The organism is sulfur-oxidizing endosymbiont of Gigantopelta aegis (assembly GCF_016097415.1).
Lineage (GTDB): Bacteria > Pseudomonadota > Gammaproteobacteria > GRL18 > GRL18 > GRL18.
The window spans coordinates 67,937-90,658 of sequence record NZ_JAEHGE010000002.1 but is presented as its reverse complement, the minus strand read 5'-3'; the positions used below and the strand labels follow the sequence as shown (position 1 = coordinate 90,658).

15 protein-coding genes and 4 pseudogenes are annotated in these 22,722 nt (G+C 38.4%); 5 read left to right on the top strand and 14 right to left on the bottom strand.

Annotated features, from left to right (window positions below; translation table 11 throughout):
* Positions 1-41 precede the first annotated feature (41 nt).
* Complete coding sequence (tnpC, locus tag JEU79_RS22475) at positions 42-995, top strand: IS66 family transposase (protein WP_198266194.1); 954 nt, start codon at positions 42-44, stop codon at positions 993-995.
* Here the strand turns inward: tnpC and JEU79_RS22470 are convergent.
* Positions 971-5,170, bottom strand: coding sequence for a TIGR03790 family protein (locus JEU79_RS22470; protein WP_198266193.1), 4,200 nt, complete (start codon positions 5,168-5,170; stop codon positions 971-973). The genes tnpC and JEU79_RS22470 overlap by 25 nt on opposite strands.
* A 624-nt stretch (positions 5,171-5,794) precedes the next feature.
* On the opposite strand from JEU79_RS22470, the gene JEU79_RS22465 reads away from it, so the two are divergent.
* Positions 5,795-9,382 carry a translocation/assembly module TamB domain-containing protein gene (locus tag JEU79_RS22465; protein WP_198266192.1) on the top strand — a complete coding sequence of 1,196 codons (3,588 nt, stop codon included), beginning with the start codon at positions 5,795-5,797 and terminating at the stop codon, positions 9,380-9,382.
* A 156-nt stretch (positions 9,383-9,538) separates the two neighbouring features.
* Here JEU79_RS22465 and JEU79_RS22460 read toward each other — a convergent pair.
* Positions 9,539-10,443: pseudogene (locus tag JEU79_RS22460) on the bottom strand (IS3 family transposase).
* Between the two features lie 211 nt (positions 10,444-10,654).
* Between JEU79_RS22460 and JEU79_RS22455 the strand changes: the two are divergent.
* Both JEU79_RS22455 and JEU79_RS22450 read left to right on the top strand, forming a co-directional pair.
* Positions 10,655-11,185 (top strand): hypothetical protein, encoded by a 531-nt coding sequence (locus JEU79_RS22455; RefSeq protein WP_214660661.1) that lies wholly within the window; start codon positions 10,655-10,657, stop codon positions 11,183-11,185.
* A gap of 124 nt (positions 11,186-11,309) precedes the next feature.
* Entirely contained in the window at positions 11,310-11,531 is a 222-nt protein-coding gene (locus JEU79_RS22450; RefSeq protein ID WP_198266190.1) for a hypothetical protein, read from the top strand.
* 16 nt (positions 11,532-11,547) lie between these two features.
* Here JEU79_RS22450 and JEU79_RS22445 read toward each other — a convergent pair whose 3' ends face one another.
* The 7 genes and pseudogenes from JEU79_RS22445 to JEU79_RS22415 all read right to left on the bottom strand — a co-directional run bounded on the left by JEU79_RS22445 (position 11,548) and on the right by JEU79_RS22415 (position 16,248).
* Positions 11,548-12,072 (bottom strand): hypothetical protein, encoded by a 525-nt coding sequence (locus JEU79_RS22445; RefSeq protein ID WP_198264586.1) that lies wholly within the window; start codon positions 12,070-12,072, stop codon positions 11,548-11,550.
* Between the two features lie 329 nt (positions 12,073-12,401).
* Positions 12,402-13,570: pseudogene (locus tag JEU79_RS22440) on the bottom strand (IS3 family transposase).
* A gap of 315 nt (positions 13,571-13,885) precedes the next feature.
* The gene (locus tag JEU79_RS22435) at positions 13,886-14,746 is read right to left on the bottom strand and encodes an Eco57I restriction-modification methylase domain-containing protein (RefSeq protein ID WP_214660660.1); all 861 of its coding nucleotides are present in this window, start codon (positions 14,744-14,746) and stop codon (positions 13,886-13,888) included.
* Positions 14,710-14,985, bottom strand: coding sequence for a hypothetical protein (locus JEU79_RS22430; RefSeq protein WP_198266189.1), 276 nt, complete (start codon positions 14,983-14,985; stop codon positions 14,710-14,712). Before JEU79_RS22430 ends, JEU79_RS22435 begins: the two co-directional genes overlap by 37 nt.
* A gap of 117 nt (positions 14,986-15,102) precedes the next feature.
* Positions 15,103-15,522: a cupredoxin domain-containing protein gene (locus JEU79_RS22425; protein WP_198266188.1), complete on the bottom strand. Its 420-nt coding sequence runs from the start codon at positions 15,520-15,522 to the stop codon at positions 15,103-15,105.
* Between the two features lie 44 nt (positions 15,523-15,566).
* Positions 15,567-15,857 (bottom strand): hypothetical protein, encoded by a 291-nt coding sequence (locus JEU79_RS22420; RefSeq protein ID WP_198262940.1) that lies wholly within the window; start codon positions 15,855-15,857, stop codon positions 15,567-15,569.
* A gap of 34 nt (positions 15,858-15,891) precedes the next feature.
* A complete protein-coding gene (locus JEU79_RS22415; protein WP_198266187.1) occupies positions 15,892-16,248 on the bottom strand; it encodes a hypothetical protein in 357 nt (118 codons plus the stop codon).
* A 348-nt stretch (positions 16,249-16,596) separates the two neighbouring features.
* Between JEU79_RS22415 and JEU79_RS22405 the strand changes: the two are divergent.
* Positions 16,597-17,521, top strand: a pseudogene (locus JEU79_RS22405) (IS3 family transposase); the annotation flags it as partial.
* A gap of 112 nt (positions 17,522-17,633) precedes the next feature.
* Here the strand turns inward: JEU79_RS22405 and JEU79_RS27835 are convergent.
* From JEU79_RS27835 to pbpC, 5 genes and pseudogenes are all read right to left on the bottom strand, one after another.
* Entirely contained in the window at positions 17,634-17,765 is a 132-nt protein-coding gene (locus JEU79_RS27835; RefSeq protein ID WP_281401101.1) for a hypothetical protein, read from the bottom strand.
* Between the two features lie 429 nt (positions 17,766-18,194).
* Positions 18,195-19,173, bottom strand: a pseudogene (locus JEU79_RS22395) (IS3 family transposase); the annotation flags it as partial.
* Positions 19,174-19,411: 238 nt separating this feature from the next.
* Positions 19,412-20,038 (bottom strand): IS1 family transposase, encoded by a 627-nt coding sequence (locus tag JEU79_RS22385; RefSeq protein ID WP_198266185.1) that lies wholly within the window; start codon positions 20,036-20,038, stop codon positions 19,412-19,414.
* A 516-nt stretch (positions 20,039-20,554) separates the two neighbouring features.
* The gene (locus tag JEU79_RS28200) at positions 20,555-21,292 is read right to left on the bottom strand and encodes a penicillin-binding protein 1C (RefSeq protein WP_343075020.1); all 738 of its coding nucleotides are present in this window, start codon (positions 21,290-21,292) and stop codon (positions 20,555-20,557) included.
* A gap of 95 nt (positions 21,293-21,387) precedes the next feature.
* Entirely contained in the window at positions 21,388-22,707 is a 1,320-nt protein-coding gene (pbpC, locus tag JEU79_RS28195; RefSeq protein ID WP_343075019.1) for a penicillin-binding protein 1C, read from the bottom strand.
* Positions 22,708-22,722 lie beyond the last annotated feature (15 nt).

Here is a 22,722-nt window from a genome sequence, read left to right as displayed (position 1 = left end):
TAAAGGCATTATGATGATGAGGCTTTAGAGCAATTGTTGCCATGGAATTTGTGATCAGCCATGATGATACGACGTGGGAAGAATACGAATTACTCAAACCCTTTTATAATCGGTTGTTGTATTATCTCATTAGGCAGAAAATCATCCAGGCCGATGAAACAACGATGCGAGTGATCCATGATGGACGTGAGAATTGCCCTAAATCTTATATGTGGCTCTATCAAAGTGGCGGCTATCATTCCAAGTGTCCCATTGTTTTGTATGAGTATCAGCCTACTCGTGCAGGCCAACATGCCAAAACCTTTTTAACGGGGTTTTCAGGTTACCTGCAAACGGATGGCTTTCCCGGTTATCATATATTCGAAAATGAGAACAGTGAAGTCACTTTATTAGGCTGCATGGCACATGCTCGTCGCAAGTTCCATGATGCCTTAAAAGCATTACCCAAGAACAGTCAGAAAAAGCCTGGCATGGTACAAATGGCGATCAGTAAAATTGCTAAATTGTATGCGATTGAAAAACAAATCAAACCGCTCAATGCTGAACAACGTTACCTGATCCGTCAGGAAAAAAGCAAACCACTACTGGATGACTTTAAAAAGTGGTGTGATGATAAAGTGACTAAAACAACAAAAGACAGTAAGTTGGGTGTCGCTATTCGTTATGTGATCAATCAATGGAAGTATCTGACTGTCTATCTTGAAGAGGGCAACCTCCAGATTGATAATAATATGGCAGAGCGGCGGATCAAACCCTTTGTGATTGGGCGCAAAAACTGGGTCATGAACCAAAATCCTCGTGGTGCTGAGGCCAGTGCTATTTTATATTCAATCGTGCAAACAGCGAAAGCAAACAACCTAGAGCCCTTTGCCTTTTTAACACACATTCTGACTGAGTTACCTAAGCTGGGCAGGCATTATGATGATGAGGCTTTAGAGCAATTGTTGCCATGGAATTTGACTGAAAAAATTCAGCCTTTAAATAAAGTGGAATGATACGTCAACGTGGGAAGTTTTGACGTATACAGTAAAGCATAGCGTACGCCAAACTTAGAGTTAGCATTAAGCGGATGGCTTCCTTTGCGGTATTCAAAGAGATTAATCACGCCATCATTGTCTGCATCAACAATACTATCATTGAGCAGTGGATTCGTACCAACAGCAATTTCCCAGCCATCCGGCATAGTGTCCCCATCCGAATCTTTAGCAATAGCCGCTTCGATAGTATTACCGTAAAAACCCATATTTAAACGACGTCCAGCATGTTCCAAAGGTGCTTTATAGCGTGGACTCCCAGTATCAACTCCCGGTGAAGCAGGCTGTAAATGATAATCACCAATGGAGGCATCAACAAATAGAGGATCACCACTTAAATTACTACTAAAGCCTGAAAATTGGCCATCACTGAGCAATGAATTCCATATTTGAAAGCCATAGGCATCCTGCAGATCAATATCATTTGCCAAAATAGAATTATTGACGCGTAGATAAATCCCCTTATTCCATTTAATGCCTATTGGAAAACCAACAATCGTAGAGCTTTCTATATTCAATGCCGTTCTAATATAGTTTCTACTTCCATTGGCTGAAATAGCCATGCCTGCAGCACCTCGATTGACCACTAAGCCATGCTCAATGGTCATCTTGGTATTCAGGTTCATAGTAATCGGCTGAGATAAATACAGCTCAACATTGCTCATGGTTATATTGCGACCTGAATACAGGTTAAATTGCCCCGATAGGGTTAATTTTAAATTATATAAACCACCCCATTTAACCGCATTAACAAAGACAAAACTACTGCTTAACTCGGCACTGCGGTCTATCGGCCCTTGTATCCTCACAGATTTAAAAAAGCCAAAAAAGCCCATTGAATATTGTCCGGAAGCCAATTGAATGGTGTCTCCATCTGAAGCAGCTCTCATGGCACGAGACACACTTGCAAAAGGTGCCTCTAAAGAACCATCATTCGTATCTTGGCCAATCGTGGCATCCACATAAAGCGTATTCGTTATAGGTGTTGAAGTCGCGTCATTGGGTAAGGAATAACGCAGATATTCAAGAATATTATCCGCCCCATCCTTATCAGGATCCTCACTGGCATCATCAGCATAAGTCTTGGTACCATAGGCAAGTTCCCAATCATTGCTCATGCCATCCAGATCGGTGTCCTCAGCAAGTAAGGGATCGGTATTGTTAGTGATTTCCAAACCATCATTGACATGATCACGATCAGTATCAGCTAAAATTGGACTGGTTTTGTAAAGATTTATTTCATCAAAATCACTCAGCCCATCCTGATCTGTATCATCTGAAGAGGGATTAGTCTTTAAATTAAACTCTTCCAGATTCGTTAGACCGTCATTATCTGAATCTAAGTCGGCATCATTGACCAAGGGATCCATGACACTGTATTTAGCTTCCCATGCGTCATTCATACCATCGCCATCAGTATCTTGATTGTTTGGGTTCGTGCCGATTTGAATTTCCCTACCATCGTCCAAACCATCACCATCCGAGTCTGCAATCTTTGGATTCGTCAGATAAAGTTTCAACTCATCCACATCCGTCAGTCCATCCTGATCAAAATCAGAGGTATTATTGGCCACGGTAACGGGATAATAATCATAAAAGGTTTGTGACTTTGCTGTTAACATGTTTTCACTGTTCACAGCGAGTCGTAAAGTGTATAGACCAACGTCTAAAGCACTAAGATCAATCGCCCCTAAATTAAGCGCTCTTTCACCACCCACACCTGACAGGTTACTTGCTTGCCAGCTACCTTCCTGATCACAGACAAAGAAATCCTCTCCTGAGCAATAATCAACATTATATTGAGTGCTAACGACAGAACTATCATTACCATTGAGTGTATCAGCCATTAATTCATCACCATCGGCAATAAAGTCATAGCTATTTGTGTAGTGAAATTTAACGGCAATAGGCGAATAAAGGGGATCACCATATAGCATACCGCTATTATAGCGTTCCGCAAACCAGACCGAATCACCCAAAGGCAAGCCGCGCATAAAATAAATCAAGGTTTCCTGAGGATGTCTATCAAAGGAATGGCCACCTGATTGATGATGACTGACGCTGCCCCAAAAAGCCGTACCATTGAGACGACTTAAGAAGTTAGCCGCATGATCACCGGCAGAAACCTGTTCATGACCCTCATTAAACGAAGCATTGCGTAAAACAATGGGTTCTAATGTATCTGTCTCAACAATTTGAACATCATCAAGACCAATACCTCCGGCATAACTGCCGGCTGTTTCTATGCGAACTCTAAAACCATCATAATTACCCGCCCAAGGCGTATTTAAAAATTCTGCACTCACACGAGCAGAACAACGTGTATCATTGGCACAATTACTGCGGGCAGTGGCATGTTTATTTGGATCAATAGTAAAAAAAGCTTCTACTTCTACCCAGTCTGTATTACCCAGAGGAATTTTATGAGGCACGGCAGAATCAACTAAACTGAAGTTTTGACTGCCATAAGACACTTGAAAGAAACCATAATCCGGCTCTTTGACATATAAATTGACTCTCAATTGAGTCAGGCGATCAATATATTCAGCCTTGTATTTGAGAGAAATACGATAGCGATGAGGTGCAAGAACATCATTTGTTTTACTAGCAAATTGAGTGCGATTAACAAAGCCAATAATCCGCTGATCATTAACGCAAGCATCCATCACAGACAAGCTTAAATCACTATAGCATTGACTATTGGCTGTCGCATTTGAATCACCAAACCAGACACTTTTACCATCGCCATCGGCACTATCATTTATAATTTCTGGAAAAGCTAAATTATTGACATCACCACCACCTTGATGGGTCCAATAAAGCTCAGTCGATGCGGTAGTTTGATACCAGGCTGTGGGCCAAACACCCAGAAAGGAAACAGGATAAGATTGAAAATTATAACCAATAAAACCTTCTGCGACACCTGCACATTGGGTGTTAATCTCTTTAAACACGTCAGTGGATTGCTGTTCACAGGCAAGGGGATCATCACTGTTTTTACACAACACCACAGAACAGGTACTATCACGACGCCAATTCATAAAACCAGAGAATTTACCATTGGTTGGCTGACCATCTAAAGAACCAAGATAAACCAAAGCATTATCGACTAGCGCTTGCCTGCCCGACTGATGCCCCGGCATTAAATCTTTACCATTGGTTAGCTTCACCACGCATTCCTGTGGTGATTTTCCAGTAGTTGAGCCCGCAGGATTATCAATATGCGTCAAACATTGATTGTTATCAACAAAACGTATTCCATTATTTAAGAGGGTTGTCAGATCATTGTATGCGCCAAAAATACCATGCTGGTATTGCCAGCCAGTACTACTATTGCCATACACATATTGATTAGGATAAGTGCGACTATAATCAAGCCAAGAGGCTCGACCGCCGGTACTACCAAATTTTGAGCCATAGTGCTTACCATAAATACCATTCTTTTCTGCAGCAATGGCTCTATCCACTAGCGCTTTAGCAGAGTCTGTACTGAGGCCATCAATACGACCAACGATTAATTCCCCATCGATTGCCGGTTCAACAGTTCTCATTCCCCTGCCATCAGCAAATGCTGTGGCACGAATATTGGAGTTAAAGGCAACATCCTTAGCGTAGTAATTCACCAACCAATGACGTAAGTAATTATCAATTGAAGTAGGGCCTCTTGCTGAACTCAGCGTTGAACCATCAACAACAACACGAGATGGTACACCACGAGTCATTACCAGATATTTGATTTTAGTCTCTGCCCGAATTTGCTCCATACTCGCTTGACAATAGAGCAAGGATTCACTGGTAGAAGGACAATCCAGAGGAATGATAGAGGCGTTTTTAAAGGTATTGGTACGCATAAACTGAATAATTTGATCACGCATGATCTTAAATTCAGTCCAGGTCAAAAAATAAGACGAAGGGACTTTAAGATGAACGATGTTATTTTTTCCAACACCCCGTTGTTCGGCATAATATTTGCCCACTACACATGAATCTTTGGCATTATCATTAACGATAATTAACACATCATCTCTATTGCCTATTGCAGGCAAACTATCATCACAGGCAGCAAGCACCTGTGTGCTGAACATCATTGAAAGCATTGTAACAGCACAAAACAATCGAACCACTTTAAAAATCATCACTTCACCCTCTGTAAAAATTGCTGAAAATCAAATAATCAGGAAATTTAATCAGAGATTGATGTCAAAGATCATCACAAATAATCTTTTAAAATGAACAAAAATAAAGGTAATTGGCTAATGGAGTGATTTACAAAGCGTATAGCTTACAACGCTGCATAAATATTATATTATGGCCATCAAGTTCCCTATGATTTTTTGGATATTGAACACTTAATCAGAACTCCCGATCTGATTACCCCCTAAATGACAATATCGCTACCCAGTGACATCCTAATCTCTTGGTTTAACCTAAAATAATCAGTTGAATCGTAGCGAGAGCGACTTAGGTGCTGAAGATTAAGGGTTTTACAGGTTATTTTGGCTTTATTCGTAGTCACCCTACGGGTGAAGTCAAAATGTTCTGGAAAATCCTTAAGATTCAGTGCATAAGGCGGTCGCAGTAGGTTCAACTGATTTTTTTAGGTTTAAGTACATTGCCATTGCACATAAATTTGTTCAATAGGTGTAAATCCTTATAAAGTTCTTATTTGGTTAATCTCACACTATGGAACGCTTAAAACACTTCTTATTTATTAGTGATTGATTTATCATGCTATTTTCAGCTCAAAAAATGTGATTTTTATGTGCTCTAAATGGCGTATTCTTAGTTTTTTTCTAGTCAGTATGGGCTTAATCCCTATTATTCTGCTCATGGGATTCTTTATCCCAGGTGTACAGAAATATCTGATTGAAGAGCCTCTGCAACCTTTTATTGCTGAGCTTGGTGTGAGCGAGATAAGTGCTGAGACACTTTACATTAGCCCCTTTTCAATTGAAATCAAACAGCTTCACGTGCAATATGAAGGCATTGAAATATCAATTAATCAGCTTGACAGTGAATTTTCACCCTTTAGCCTATTATCCAATCGCATCAAAATTAATCAGTTAATTGCCGATCAGATTATAATTAATGATCAGTCCCTAGCCATGCCAGCAGATGACAGCAAAAGCTTACCTTTTTATGGCCTATTCCCGTATTTTGATAGTGGCTTTGTTTATGAGATAAAGCGATTAGATATACAGGCGCAATACACCTCTAAAGTAACTGGGTTTGTGCAACTTTCACTGATAGCTCTGGATGTGGACGAAAACACTCAGAACCCCATTGTTTTAAAAATAGATGCACAACAACTAACTGCAATTCCTAATATTAAGGGGCTCTCATTAAATGCATCCATTGCCCTGAGGCAACAGACTGATGCCCCAGTCAATGCACAACAATCCTTTATTGATCTGGTATTAACCCAAACGGATAATAGTAAACAATTTATCTCCACTCAACTCACAATGAGTCAATTAGCCAAGCCGGACAAATGGCAATCTTTTCCTTTTACTAACAAGCGTAATAATTACCTTAAAGAACGTTTGCATCCTGAAGCCATTGAATTACAAATTACTCATAGCGATGAACAAAACAAACAATTAGCCTTGGTTAAATATAAGGGACGCTACGATGGCAATGAAGGCATTATTTCCGGTGACTTAAAATTACAAATAGCCAAAGATTTCACCCAACAGTTAAAACCCTTGTCTCTACCCGATATAGATGGTTTTATGGAAGCTAAATTTGCCTATAACATCCGTTCAAATGAAGGCAATATCAAACTGATTAATGAGTTTAATGTCAGTCACTACGTCAATAAAAAAGACTCATCCTTACCGAAAAAAATAGAGATATTCAGTCATCTATCCGCTCAGTTAGATGATAGCCATTTACAGGTCAAGCGATTATTTTTAGATCTAATAAGCAATAACAAAAAATACATTAACATCTTCACTCATAAAGCCCTATCTATACAGCTGGATAACTTGAGTGCTTTTATTTCTCAGGAAAACAGTGAGCTCTTTCAGTTTAATATTAATCAACTACCACTTAAATGGTTAAATGACTTTATCCCTGAACAAATCATTCAAGAAGGAATCCTTGACACTGAAATTAACCTTGCCATTGAAGATAAAGCGTTAAAACTCATTACTAAGCGGCCTATTAATATACATAATTTAAGCATCATTGAAAAAAATAGTCCTGATGCAGAAGAACATCATCAACAACATCTACAACAAACGGCTCTCCTATTTAAACAAAATATCAGTAGTGACTTAGCCATTCATTTAGATGAAAATAATTTCAATGCCACAATAAAAAAACTCAGCTTTTTTCACCATGATAAGGTACAAAACAATAATCCAATTCAGCAACTCTCCTCTTCAATCAAACTGAATATAAAATCCCCCATGACATTGATTCATGCGACTAATCCTCCGATTGATTACACATTAGAAACAGACGGCGATATTAACCTATTAGCCATTAGCAAATTACCCTTGTTTTCTCAAAAAGAAAAAGAACTGTCCCAAGAAATTTCTCTGACTGAACTATCAAGCACCTTACCCAAGGCCATAGCCTTGAAGTACGCTTTTGCAGCGCAAGGAAATGCTGCCACGATAAACTTAAGTCATGCTGAAGTGTCACTCAATGCTGGCAACAGCCCCAAGCAATCAAAAACGATTATTTCCTTGATAGCAGCACCCAATATAAACATTCAACTCAATGCAACTAAGAATGAACAATTCAAGCTACTCACATCAGGCAAACTATTAACGGCCAAGGTTCAGAATTTTAAATTCAACTGGTTGTCCCCCATCATTCAGCAAGTTACTGCACCCTATACTTTTTCCGGTCAGCTTGCTCATTTAGATATGACACTCTCTGCACAAAACAAGCTTGATGAGCCATCATACTCAGTGGATATCAGCACACTTAAATTCAGTGATTTAAAAGCCTTTGAAGACAAACAAGGCTTATTTGAAGACATCAATATCCACTCAAAAATACAGGCTCACTATGCTAACAATCAATTATCTATTCATTATCCCTCATTAAAAATCTTCAAAAACAAAACCCAGCTGCTTAATAATAGTGGCAAAATCAGCATCAACAACCTTAATGCTAAGGATAAATCCAAGCAGCACATCAGTATATCAGGCAAGCTGGATAGTTATTTAGAACAATTAATGCGTTTAAAGCTTGTAAATTATTACACTAAGAAAAAAGCAGGGCTGACTCAGCCCTCTATATTGAATGCCCGCTATCAATTAAAACTACAACATAATAATTTAACCATTAATCAATCCAAACTCACCATCAGTCATCCGGAAAGCCAGGGTAAATTGGTATTGACCACGCATAAAGCAATCACATTATCGTTAAAAGATAAACAACATAACTTTTCACAAGATGGTCACTTAAGTTTTGAACTCATTAACTTTGATTTAAAACCCTATGAAACAATTTTTCCTCAAACACAAGTTTCATTTCAATATGCCAATGGTTTATTTGATTTAATTCAAACTAAGAAACATCAAAGAATTGTTTTGCAAAAGCCCTTTAAAATCCATAATATTCGAATTGCTCATAAGAATAAGACAATTTTTAATCCGTTTGATCTTAATCTGGATTTTTCTGCTCAACAACATAAAAATATTGCACAAGGTGAAATAAAAAAACTTTCTATACAGTTTATTGACAACAAAGATAAAAAAGAAGCGCTGAGCCTACAGGCAAACTTTCAACTGGATATGGATAAAGAAATTATTCTACAAAAACTTGATGGTAGTTTGGATCTACTCATTACCCAATTGCTGAAACAACCTGGAGTAATGCCTCATAACACCTTAGCGCAAGGCTCGATGCAAACTCAGTTTTCCTTAACTAATAATCAGTTAAAACACCACTGGTCTATTAAGAACCTGGTTGACAACAAAGGAGAACAACTGGTCGAAGCCATTACAATAGAGGGTACAGGACAGATAAAAAACAAACACAATTTCAGTTTGAATTTACCTATAGTAATGCAAAGTGTTTCCGGAACATCCCAATTAGATTTTAAAACACAAACCAGTATCCACAATAAAAACACCCAAGTCGATATGAGTATTAATGGCCATGATGTCTTTCTAAATGACTTATTAAAACTATTAGCCGCCATTGATCCTCATACAGATAACGAAGATGAAGACCATATAAAAGAGGACAAAAAGAAGTCTCCAGCACAGCAAGCACCCACATTAGCTAAAGGTCTGGATAAAACACCAGCCAAAAAACCTTTCTGGCGTAGTGGTGTTGATTACAGTGGACCCCATTGTCAAGACAGCTTTCTCAAATATTAAGATATAATTCTGTTGGTTATTTATAGTATTAGTCTTATCCACATATCCACAGGTCTGCCAGTAGTCCAGAGACGCTTGCGATATATCTCAGGGCTACTGGCTTGGCCTGTGGATATGTGGACAAGGCGGTTGCCAGTAAAGTTGATTATCCTCTCATCATGCTGCCCGTTTTAAGTCTGGAACAACTTCTTTCATCACGCCATAGATCTCTGCAGGCGTTTTTCCACCGTGTGTACTGTGTGGTCGTTCATGGTTGTAAAACTCAAAATATTCCTTTAATGAGCTCTTTAGCTCATCAATACTTTGGTAATCCTTGAGGTAAATTTCCTCATATTTTACACTTCGCCAGAGTCGTTCAATCATAATGTTTCCGTAAATACGTGATATCTGTGCACCAAACCTGGTTATTCCTATTAATATCAATTCCTTTGAGCAAATATGGATAGAGGTTATTTACTTTGCAAGGCTTGCTGGTATTGGGTTTTGGTGCCACTGAAACCAATCCCATGATCCGCATAAGCCGTTGAACTTTTTACGATTAATTTTATAACATTTCAATCTTAATGCATTACGAATTTGACGACTGCCATAGAATGGATGTTTTATGTACAACTCATCAATCAAATTCATTAATGTTAAATCTTTATTTTGCAGAGGCTTTTTAGGTTGATAGTAATAGCTTGAACGGTTCAGGCCGATAAGCTCACATTGTTTTTGATGCTCAACTGAGGGTGCTCTTTTTCTATGCAACACCGCTTTTCTGCTCTACTCAGTTGAACATCTTCAACTTTTTTGACAGCCAGTCAGCCTCTACTTTTAGTTGACCTATTTGGCTGTACAGGTGTTCTTTTTCCTTTTCATGTTCAGCATCTTTATTCTCTAATTTTTTTTGAAAAAGTATCGGCTGCACCATCAAGCATCTGCTTTTTCCAGCTATTGACCTGGGTGGTGTGCACTTCAAATTCTGACGCAATTTCTGCGACTGTTTTTTGACCTTTCAAAGCCTCAATGGCTACTTTTGCTTTAAATTTGTTGTTGAATGTTTTTCTTTTTGTGCTCATTTTTTTGTTCCCCGTTAGGTTAGCTCTTATATCTTAACCTATTGTCCAGTTTTCGGGGTCCACTATAGATATTTCAGCACAGCTGAAAATTGATCAATTATATTATAGTGATTATATGTCATATCAGGATATAAGGGGCGAGTTAATTATTGATGATAATACCTTTCACGCTAAAGATTTAAGGATTAAATTTCATAATAGTCCCATGAAATTGGATACCCGCCTCGAATTCACCGATAAACAAGCTCGACCTTATGACATCCAATTTAAAACCTCATTAGCTCAGTTTAAAATTGGGGATTTTCTCAAAGAATTAAACCCGAAACACGTGCCCCGTGCCGATGGTGTCTTCGATGTGAATTTTGAAATCTTTGGTGATGTGAGTAATTTAGGACAATGGCGCAATGAACTACTTTTTAATTTACTGATCGAAGGACGTGACGGGGTTTATCATTTGATTCCGGCCAATGACATCATGATGCGCTCCAGTGGTACAGCAATGGTCATTGTCGGTGAAGTGGTATCAGTATTACCCACGTCTGGATTTGGTTTAGGCATTGTCAATAGAGTCATTCACTTTGCCAAGGACATTGACTATGATTTTATTCGTATGCACTTAGTAAGAAACAAAGACTTGAATACGACCATTAAAGAATTCAATATCGTCAGTCCCGAACTCCATCTGATTGCAACCGGGGAATTTCATTTAAAGAAGATACCCGCTTATTCGATCAGCCCATGAAGATGACTGCACAGCTCAATCTTGCAGGTGAAGGTGCAGCAATCTTCTATGGCCTGGGTTTATTAAAAAACAACAGGATAAGTTCGGTTTTTGGCTAGGCCCCACCATTAATTTTTCCGGAACAATGAACAATCAAACTGATAATTTTAATGAGATCATCAATGAAGCGAAAGCCGGCACTTTAGCAGGTGGTTTTACCAATCCCTTCTCCGGTCTGGTAGGCAATTTTAAATACCGCTGGTTTGATGATGAACCTCAATATGAAAGCCTTTATACTGAGGCTCATGATGAAGCCCCTATAGATAAACACAAGCCGATAAACAAAGGTGTTGATATTTTTGTATAAAAACACCCATATTTGCTCAAAGTAATGAATTTCCAAGTTTAGAAATAGTTTTTAACAATGCTTGTCTTTTGATTTTGTTATCTTCATTATGTGCTACTTCACTTAATGCTGATAACTCTTTATGTTTCTTATTATCTGCATCAAATTCTGGTAAATTCATGTGTTTAAACACATTACCCACTTGAATTGAAATATTATGACTATCAATAAAAGCTTGTACTGTAGAGCTGTTTAGTAAACCACAAAGATAATAGGCTGGCTCTGAATCATAAAAATCAACAAAAAACAATTTGTGGTCGGGAACAAAAACTTTTTGACCACTGATAGGATCGTTACCTTTTGTAATGACTGCCGCTCTAAATGATTTATTGCCAGGCTGTTCAGGCCATACCACTTTAAATGGTGCGAAAGTATAACTGCCAACATTTGAAATACAGAAATAAGGTGCGTGTTCTGTCATTCGTTTGCTATATGTTGATCTTAAAATAAGCTGGTCTTGATAGGTGCTAAAAAATCCTTCACACTTTGGTTTGTCTTCCATGTCATTTTCACAATCTTCTAATAACTGTTTTGTGATCCCTGATGTGTCAACACTTTTCCGGACAGTTTTCTAAATATTTTTTGGCTGTTTCAAGTGATTTTTGTCATTTTGTATTTCCTATCATTTTAGTTTCTCATGTTAACTTTAAACAGATGAAGAGAAAGGGCTTTGCCCTCTGGAACGATAGAGCCGTTCCATTCACCCAAGGTATTTTCACAACGGTAATGATCCTGTTACAATATCTTCACGGCACAGGCTGAGGAGCCGATGGCCGTCAACGGTAATGGGCGGCATTTATGTCGCCTTTTACCCCTCTTCAATCAATCGATTTAAGCTATTTCCTGCTGTATTTCATAATCGACTGGTGACAAATAATCATTAGCCGAATGAAGTCGCTCCCGATTATAAAACACCTCAATATATTCAAATATTGCCTGCTTTGCTTCTACTCTGGTTTTGAATCGACAATGGTGCGTCAATTCAGTTTTCAAACTATGAAAGAAGCTCTCTGATACAGCATTGTCCCAGCAATTTCCTTTGCGGCTCATAGACTGAATTATGTTATGATCCGACAATATTTTTCTATGACTATCAGAGGCATATTGGCTACCTCGGTCAGTATGCCAAAGCAATCCATCCATTGGTTTACGCTTCCATATGGCCATCAGTAAAGTAAAGCATCATTGACTAGCTTGGCTTTCATTCGCTCATCCATCGACCAGCCAACAATTTGCCTAGAGAATAAGTCAATGACAACCGCTAAATATAACCAGCCTTCCTTGGTGGCAATATAGGTAATATCACCCACATAGTAGCGATCAGGTTGAGAGACAGTAAACTCTCTTTCCAGTAAATTTGGAGATATACGCTTATTATGCTTGGAATTAGTCGTCGCTTTAAAGCGTCTCTTCGTTTTACAAAACAAACCGGCTTTTTTCATTAATCGACCAATTCTCCGGCGGCTTATATGAACGCCTTTTTCAGCCAGTTTTCTTTTAAGACGACGGGTTCCATAAGTCTTGCGACTGTCTTCAAACAGTTTTTTAGCTGCTCAGTAAGCGCTTCATTTTCTTTCTCTCTATCCGTTTTAGGAGAGCTAACCCAATCATAATAGCAACTACGGGAAACATCCATAAAACGGCACAGAATCGTTACCGGGTAATCTTTAGCCTGATCAGTTATCCATGCGTACTTCACAAAGTTTCCCTTGCAAAGTACGCTGTGGCCTTTTTAATAAATCACGCTCCTGAATCACTTTTGCCAATTCTTTTTTCAGACGTTTTACTTCATCATAAATGTGTTCATCACTTCTATTGGCTACCGTCTTCACCGGTTTGGAATATTTACTGATCCAGGTATGTAGAGTATTTACATTAACACCTAGCTCCCTGGCAGTCTGAGAAACAGGTTGATCCGTCTCATTAGCTAATTTGACAGCTGATTCTTTAAATTCTGATGTATAGCTTTTGTTCGGTTTTTTTTTTGTTTGATCATTCATTTTAGGTCACACTTTTTATCTTTTAGTTATTTTAAGTTGTGTGTCCGGTTAAGTATAGCCACATTACCCCTTATTAGGCACCAGTACATATAAATCTTTTTTGATTGAGACATAACATTCCTGTATATCTCCAGCCCCTTAACTAAAGGATATAGAAAATCAGGTTCTATCCAAAACTTTCTTGCTGGTTTTACTTTTTCATTTCTTCCAAAGTCAGGGCAGGTTTCAATTTGCACCAAATTATTATTTTTATTTGTATCAATAATTTTTACAAAATAAATACCATTTAATTCTGTGGTTACTCCTTTTCTGCCGTTAACCCAAGTGCTTGCACCAGTGATCTTTTAAATGCTTTAAAACCACCTTTCGGTGTAATAGCCCATGGTGAATCACCTCCCGTAACAGGGGTTGCCTCACACTTATCAATGTCAACTGAATCAAGAGCTTCTTGTTTTGTGAGGTGAGCAGGGATTGCTTTTTATTTCCTTTAGCCGCTTCCCATATAGCATAGGGTATAGGATATTTTATTGTGTTACCTTTGCATTTTTTAGCAATAAAAATAGCTGTTTTATTGGCTGCATCAGGAAATGGCTTTAAAGCTTTTAGATCATCAATCCCTACAGGTTGAATGATCTGATTATTTCCGATATAAAATGATCGAAAACCTGCTGAAGATGGTGATTGAAAATGAGTTTGCGTGATAACAAATGCTAAAATTCCGTCTTCATCTTTGAGCCATTTATCTGCAACGGTATAGGTGATCATTCCTGATATATCAAGTTCATTTCCACCATGAAATTTTGTTTTTGAGAAAATTCCATAATGATCACAGGTTGGCTTTATACGTTCACGGTATAATTCGGGTAATTTTGACCATCTGACCCAAGGTGGATTACCAACAACCACATCAAACTTTCCTGCAATAGCAGACCAGAAGAAATTACGCACTATACGAAACCAGATACCATTCCAGTTTCTTTCATGTAAATCCAGAATTTTTTCATAAGTATGCTTGAGTGGTGATCTCCATTCTTTCATTTCATTGGATGTAATTAATTTTTTTTGTATTAATTTTTTTTCTGTCTCACGCCACTGAGTACTTTTTGAAACTAAATTATCCATTAGTAAAAATACGGAATCTAAACGACTTCTATCAAAAGCCAATTCTGAAGGCAATAAAATTTCAGATCGGCTACTTCACTACCAATTTTATAAGAGACAATCAATTCATCTTTTTTAGGATTTCGAGCTGGGGAATACACTGCATCCGCTAAAAGAATCGGTATTTCTATATCTGTTCCTTTGTTATTGTCTAATAAATCAGAAATAGCGATTAATATATTCACTCGGGCAGTCTGGACTGCTAAAGGATTTAAATCAAAGCCCCAGACATTGTTTATGATGTGTTTTAACACTTCTAAATCACCCCACCCATCATCTGTTGCTTGTATTTTTATTTTCCTGATTAAAGCCAGTAAGAAAGAAGCTGAACCACATGTTGGATCAAGAAATCGTTGAGTTAAAAAATTTTTTTACATTGATTCTATCCAGAGTGACTTCAACCAACCATTCTGGTGTATAAAATTCACCCAGACTTTTCGTAGCTCATTTGGCACGAGATCTTGATAAAACGACTTAAGAACATCTTTTGAACGTGCGGAAGTTAATTTATCCGCTCTATACATGGAGAATGAAAGCAAAATACCTTTTAATCCATCAATTATTTTGGCTTGATGTTGTTTCAATCTTGCAACATCAAGATACCAACTGAAAATAACTTCTTCTCCAAACCCATTTATTCCAGCACCAGAAAAGAAATTACCCTGTTCAATTTCATATTCCATTCGGTCAATTAATAATTGACCATCAAGGCTGACTGTTTCTCTGATAAATCCTTTATAAGTGGTTAGTGCATGTTCGGCAACAACTTCTGCACCAAGAATTTTTATCAAAAGAGAGTTGTAAGTATGTATGACAAAAAGTGCAACAGGGATCTTCAATTCTTCAGACTTTTTTTGTTCAGAGAAATTGACTTGAAATCAATATTATCAAGAATCCCATTCACTTGGCTGATGGAAAGATTTGATGTTTGTCCATAAAGAGCTTTCCACTCTTCAAAGATCATTTTTATTTTATTATTATTTTTCTTTTCCAGTCGCTCTGATAATGCGTCAGATAAAGCCTGTAACATATTACAGCCAGCATCAGAACTATGACCAAAATCAGTGATTAGATTTTCTGATGTAACAGGAACCCATTTACAATCAGTCAGAGCCTTAACTATCAAAGATACACTGGATTCACTTAATGGTAATAATGCATCATGAACTATTTTTCCTCGGCTGTACCGTGCAAATGCAATATGCTCTGCATCGGTAACTATTCAATATAATCCTCATTGTCGAGGGATTCGAGTTTAGCACGAGTCGGGATATATTTTTTAAGCGATCAAACACCGCATTTTTAAATGCAGAACTGGAAGTACTGCCATTAAATAAGCCCTTATCCTTAAATTCAATAATAACTCTGTTATAACTGGCATCAACTCTTTGCCTCTCCATTTGAAAAGGAATATTTAAAGCATCACCAATAATCTTTATCCATCCCTGGCGTACTTCTGTTTCATTGAGCCAGTTACCTTTGTCTTTCTTAAGTTGTTTGAAAATTGTTTTATTCATAATGGCTCATAGTTAATTAGGTGAAAAATAAATGATGTCTTCTGGACTAACAATGCCTTTTGCCAGACCTAAACGCATAGCGGGTGTTTTTTTGTCTTTTCCTGCAATACAATAATTATAATAAACTCGGAATATATCGAGTAACTTAACAATGTTCTTTGGGTTGTAAGCAGAATACCCATACCACCTTCTGCCAGAACTGCTGGCAGATGAAATAACTCGCTCTAATAATGATAATCTACGTCTAACCTGCATAAAAAATTATCAATCCCATGGAGGCATGGAGGCTTAAAATTAAAAGATAAAAAGTTGACCTAAAATGAATGATCAAACAAAAAAACCGAATAAAAAGTGATTCAGGAGCGTGATTTATTAAAAAGGCCACAGCGTACTTTGCAAGGGAAACTTTGTGAAGTACGCATGGATAACTGATCAGGCTAAAGATTACCCGGTAACGATTCTGTGCCGTTTTATGGATGTTTCCGTAGTTGCTATTATGATTGGGTTAGCTCTCCTAAAACGGATAGAGAGAAAGAAAATGAAGCGCTTACTGAGCAGCTAAAAAACTGTTTGAAGACAGTCGCAAGACTTATGGAACCCGTCGTCTTAAAAAGAAAACTGGCTGAAAAAAGGCGTTCATATAAGCCGCCGGAGAATTGGTCGATTAATGAAAAAAGCCGGTTTGTTTTGTAAAACGAAGAGACGCTTTAAAGCGACGACTAATTCCAAGCATAATAAGCGTATATCTCCAAATTTACTGGAAAGAGAGTTTACTGTCTCTCAACCTGATCGCTACTATGTGGGTGATATTACCTATATTGCCACCAAGGAAGGCTGGTTATATTTAGCGGTTGTCATTGACTTATTCTCTAGGCAAATTGTTGGCTGGTCGATGGATGAGCGAATGAAAGCCAAGCTAGTCAATGATGCTTTACTGATGGCCATATGGAAGCGTAAACCAATGGATGGATTGCTTTGGCATACTGACCGAGGTAGCCAATATGCCTCTGATAGTCATAGAAAAATATTGTCGGATCATAACATAATTCAGTCTATGAGCCGCAAAGGAAATTGCTGGGACAATGCTGTATCAGAGAGCTTCTTTCATAGTTTGAAAACTGAATTGACGCACCATTGTCGATTCAAAACCAGAGTAGAAGCAAAGCAGGCAATATTTGAATATATTGAGGTATTTTATAATCGGGAGCGACTTCATTCGGCTAATGATTATTTGTCACCAGTCGATTATGAAATACAGCAGGAAATAGCTTAAATCGATTGATTGAAGAGGGGTAAAAGGCGACATAAATGCCGCCCATTACCGTTGACGGCCATCGGCTCCTCAGCCTGTGCCGTGAAGATATTGTAACAGGAGTGTTGACACATCATAACCATGCCTGATGGTCTTCATCATAGTCACCATAATCAGTAAGATAACAAATCGCTTTTTCTGGTTCAGACATATTAGGAAAAGGGTGTAAAAGCCATTTATCTTTCCAGTTTCCAATTTCCTGCATGTTTTCTAATCGATCTTTTATTATTTTTAATTTTATTTTATTTTTTGATAAATCAGGGTGTTCTTTTGCTGATCTGAAAAATAGTTCCTGGAATCATTTAAAGTTCTCCGCTTTTCATCAACAGTTAAATCCTTTGTTATTCGAACATAAAAAGCATCACAGTGATGTGTCATCGGACAGTTTTCTAAATATTTTTTTGGCTGTTTCAAGTGATTTTTGTCATTTTGTATTTCCTATCATTTTAGTTTCTCATGTTAACTTTAAACAGATGAAGAGAAAGGGCTTTGCCCTCTGGAACGATAGAGCCGTTCCATTCACCCAAGGTATTTTCACAAAATACCTGTTCAATATCTTCACGGCACATTCAGCCGATGGCCGTCAACGGTAATGGGCGGCATTTTGTCGCCTTTTACCCTCTTCTCAATCGATTTAAGCTATTTCCTGCTGTATTTCATAATCGACTGGTGACAAATAATCATTAGCCGAATGAAGTCGCTCCCGATTATAAAAAATACCTCAATATATTCAAATATTGCCTGCTTTGCTTCTACTCTGGTTTTGAATCGACAATGGTGCGTCAATTCAGTTTTCAAACTATGAAAGAAGCTCTCTGATACAGCATTGTCCCAGCAATTTCCTTTGCGGCTCATAGACTGAATTATGTTATGATCCGACAATATTTTTCTATGACTATCAGAGGCATATTGGCTACCTCGGTCAGTATGCCAAAGCAATCCATCCATTGGTTTACGCTTCCATATGGCCATCAGTAAAGCATCATTGACTAGCTTGGCTTTCATTCGCTCATCCATCGACCAGCCAACAATTTGCCTAGAGAATAAGTCAATGACAACCGCTAAATATAACCAGCCTTCCTTGGTGGCAATATAGGTAATATCACCCACATAGTAGCGATCAGGTTGAGAGACAGTAAACTCTCTTTCCAGTAAATTTGGAGATATACGCTTATTATGCTTGGAATTAGTCGTCGCTTTAAAGCGTCTCTTCGTTTTACAAAACAAACCGGCTTTTTTCATTAATCGACCAATTCTCCGGCGGCTTATATGAACGCCTTTTTCAGCCAGTTTTCTTTTAAGACGACGGGTTCCATAAGTCTTGCGACTGTCTTCAAACAGTTTTTTAGCTGCTCAGTAAGCGCTTCATTTTCTTTCTCTCTATCCGTTTTAGGAGAGCTAACCCAATCATAATAGCAACTACGGGAAACATCCATAAAACGGCACAGAATCGTTACCGGGTAATCTTTAGCCTGATCAGTTATCCATGCGTACTTCACAAAGTTTCCCTTGCAAAGTACGCTGTGGCCTTTTTAATAAATCACGCTCCTGAATCACTTTTGCCAATTCTTTTTCAGACGTTTTACTTCATCATAAATGTGTTCATCACTTCTATTGGCTAAAGTCTTCACGCTGTGATCCAGGTATGTAGAGTTTTAATAAATCACGCTCCTGGAATCTGACTTTTGCCAATTCTTTTTCATTAGCTAATTTGACAGCTGATCTTTAAATCTGATTCATAGCTTTTATTTGGCTGTTTGATCATTCATTTTAGGTCACACATCTTTTAGTTATTTTAAGGTGTGTCCGGTTAGTCTATCCACGCTAACATAAAGTCGCTTTATATTGCTTTTAATTAACCTCTGTTCTCTTTCTGATACAAAGGTGCATGCACTGTTTATGCAGAAAATCAATTTTTGCATAAACAGTCGCCATACCAACATCAGCAACTTCACAGATTCGCCTTAAAGGGGATTTATTCATTAGAAGTTTGAAAATAAGATTGTTTTTATGAGGCTGTTTTTGACCAGTTGTAGATTGTTTAACTGAAAATGTTTTCTTACAAGACTTGCATCGATAACGACTAGAACCTGATTTTGTTTTCCCAAAAGACTGGTAAAATTCTTTTCCTAACTTAATACTAATGAGATTATTTTTACATGAATTATCAGGGCATGACACCTCTGGAGTTTCTTTTAAATATTCTTCAATTCGCTGTAATTCATCCCAAATTCCTTGATTGCTCTTAACTGGGAATAACTCATTACAAGACTTGCAAATCAGTTTAGTAACTGGCTTTCGACTACCACTTGATAATTTGTAGCAGTCTTTTTGTGATTTATGGAGTTTAACTTGGCTTTCTGTGCTGGCAGGAACACCATAATTTTGGCACAATGGATTTTTGCAAAAATTAACCTGAATATCGTTAATTTCAACTGGAATTCTTGGTTGTTTTATATCAGAAGATATTTTATCCATTTAGATATCCCCTTAAATGTTGATTTTACAAGAATAATAGCTTAATTTATCGCATCTATCAACACCTTTATTTATCGGCTTGAGATAAACAAGAAGTAGGTAAACAAGAGGCTGAAAAACAAGTGTTAAAAAAGCAACCGTTAAAGATTCAGAAAAAAGTGCTTTCCATAAAGTCCAAAACACCTTCGTTTTTTGATGAAACATTCTGATTTAATGCTTAAACCTAAAAAAATCAGTTGAACCTACTGATTATTTTAGGATTAAGGCTGTTAGTTAGTGCCCACCCGTAAATAGGTTTTTTTATATAAAGAACCGTAGGGTGGGCATGGCTTTATCTGCCCACGCTGACTCAAGCGCTTATTATGTATACTTTCAGCGTGGGCACAAAAAGCGTGCCCACCCTACGGTCAAAATTATCAAATAATTTTAGAATAAACGGATGGACACTCGTTAAATACAAAAACCTGATTTTCAAGCATTACGATTTTAAGTGTATAACAAAATTATATTCTGTCACTAAATTTGCACAAATAAACTGACTTTATGACTCTGACCGCTTTGATCGATGGTATAAATCTCATAGTTTCCGGTTTTTTCAAGGGTGTATGTGAGGACTGCTCGTGTCGCACTAGAATTGACCGGCTTACCATTGACAAACCAATATAAAGCGCCGGTCCCACCCTGAGCCTTGAGGTTAATCGACAAATCAGAAACACTTCCCGCAGGTTTTTTTATTCGCTGCCCCTGAGAGATTGAGGTGATTTTTAGTTCATCCAGACTTGTTCCTAAATCAGGACTCATTGCCAGTACTGGGGGCACGGTCTTATCAAGTAACCATGATAATTGTATTTTTGGGCAGTGCTGGGTATCTGAAAAGTGTTGAGTATCCGAAAATAGTGTACCTGATGGCCAACAAATCAATGCCTGAGTCACTGAGTCAGGCTTTTTTTGTAAGTCAATGCTTGGAGAATGAGTGTCCGGTAAATTGCGACTCACTGATTTCAGTAAAGGGACTGCATTTTGCGAACCATAATGTCCTGGAACAGGTGTTCCATCAGGTCTCCCTGTCCAAATACCAATGGTATAATCTGTCGTCATACCAATTGCCCAGGCATCTCGGAAGCCATAACTTGTGCCTGTTTTCCAGGCGATGAGCTGTTGCTTGCCCGAGCGCTGAAGCAGATTTGAAAGTCGATTTCGTGTCGGTATTTGCGCAAGAATGTCACGCACAATCCATGCCGCACCGGCTGACATTAAATGGTTTTCAAATAATGGCGTCTTAGGAGTAAATCTTAAACGCCCTGCATTACCGCTGCGAGAAAAGGCACTATAGGCTGATACTAACTCTTCTAAACGTGTACCCGCACACCAAGAATAATGGCTAAATTCGGCCGACTGTTTTTGGGTAATCTTAATTTAAGACCGGCATTTTCTAATTGCGAATGAAATACCCCCGGCCCAAGAAATTGCAAAACCTGAACTGCCGGCACATTCAATGAACGCTGTAATGCTTCGCTGACGGTCACCACACCGGAAAAAGTCTGGGTGAAATTTTCCGGACGATAACCACCGGCATTAATCGCTTCGTCTCTAAGCATAGAATGTGAACTAATTAAGCCCTTATCCAAGGCCATCGCATAGAGAAAGGGTTTCAAAGTGGAGCCCGGAGAGCGTATAGCACGGATCATATCGACCTGACCATAGCGTTGTTGATCGTAAAAATCAGCAGAGGCCACATAAGCTTTGACTGCCATTGTATGGTGATTGACGACTAACACCGCCGCCGAGCTTTTTTTGCTCAGCTGGCGACTATAATCTTTAACCACCCGTTCCAAATTGGCTTGTAAATCCGCATCAATGGTCGACCTTAAGGAATGCCCTGAAACAACTTGTGATTTAAGACGTTGCGCAAGTATAGGTGCCAGCATAGGGTGTGAGTCGAGATAAGGTAATACTATTTCCAGCTTGGCTTCAGCAAGTTCATCAGCACTAATGTAAGCAAAGTGCTGTAACCTGGTCAGCACTTTATTTCTTGCCCGTTGGGCACGTTGTGGATGTCTATCAGGCCGTAAACGACTGGGGGATTGGGGTAACACACTCAATAAAGCAGCTTCTGCCAGACTCAATTCTTTAGCACTTTTACCCAGATATGCATAACTAGCAGCCTGAACACCCTCTATCGGCCCACCAAAGGGCGCTAAATTAAGGTATAGAGTCAAAATTTCTTCTTTACTATAATGCCATTCCAGTTGCAGAGCTCGAAACACCTGCTTTAGCTTGCCATGCACACTGCGTGAATGCGGATCGAGTAGTCGAGCGACTTGCATCGTCAACGTTGAACCACCGGAAATAATACGCCCGTAATATAAATTTTGCAGGCTGGCACGCAGTATAGACAGAGGATTGAAACCGGGATGATACCAGAACCAGCGATCTTCATAAGCCAGGAGGGTATCAATATATAGTGGTGAGACTTCAGCTAATGCGACCGGATAACGCCACACTCCCTGCGCATCAGAAAAAGCCCGCAATGGTGTGCCATCTTCAGCCGTAATCACCTTGGCAAACTGCTCATCAAAATTCATTTTGTCGGCAATGGGCGATATTTTATCTAGGCTAATAAAAGCAATAAAGCTGAGGGCAACTAATATTAAAATAAATTTTAGCAAAATATTTATTCTGTT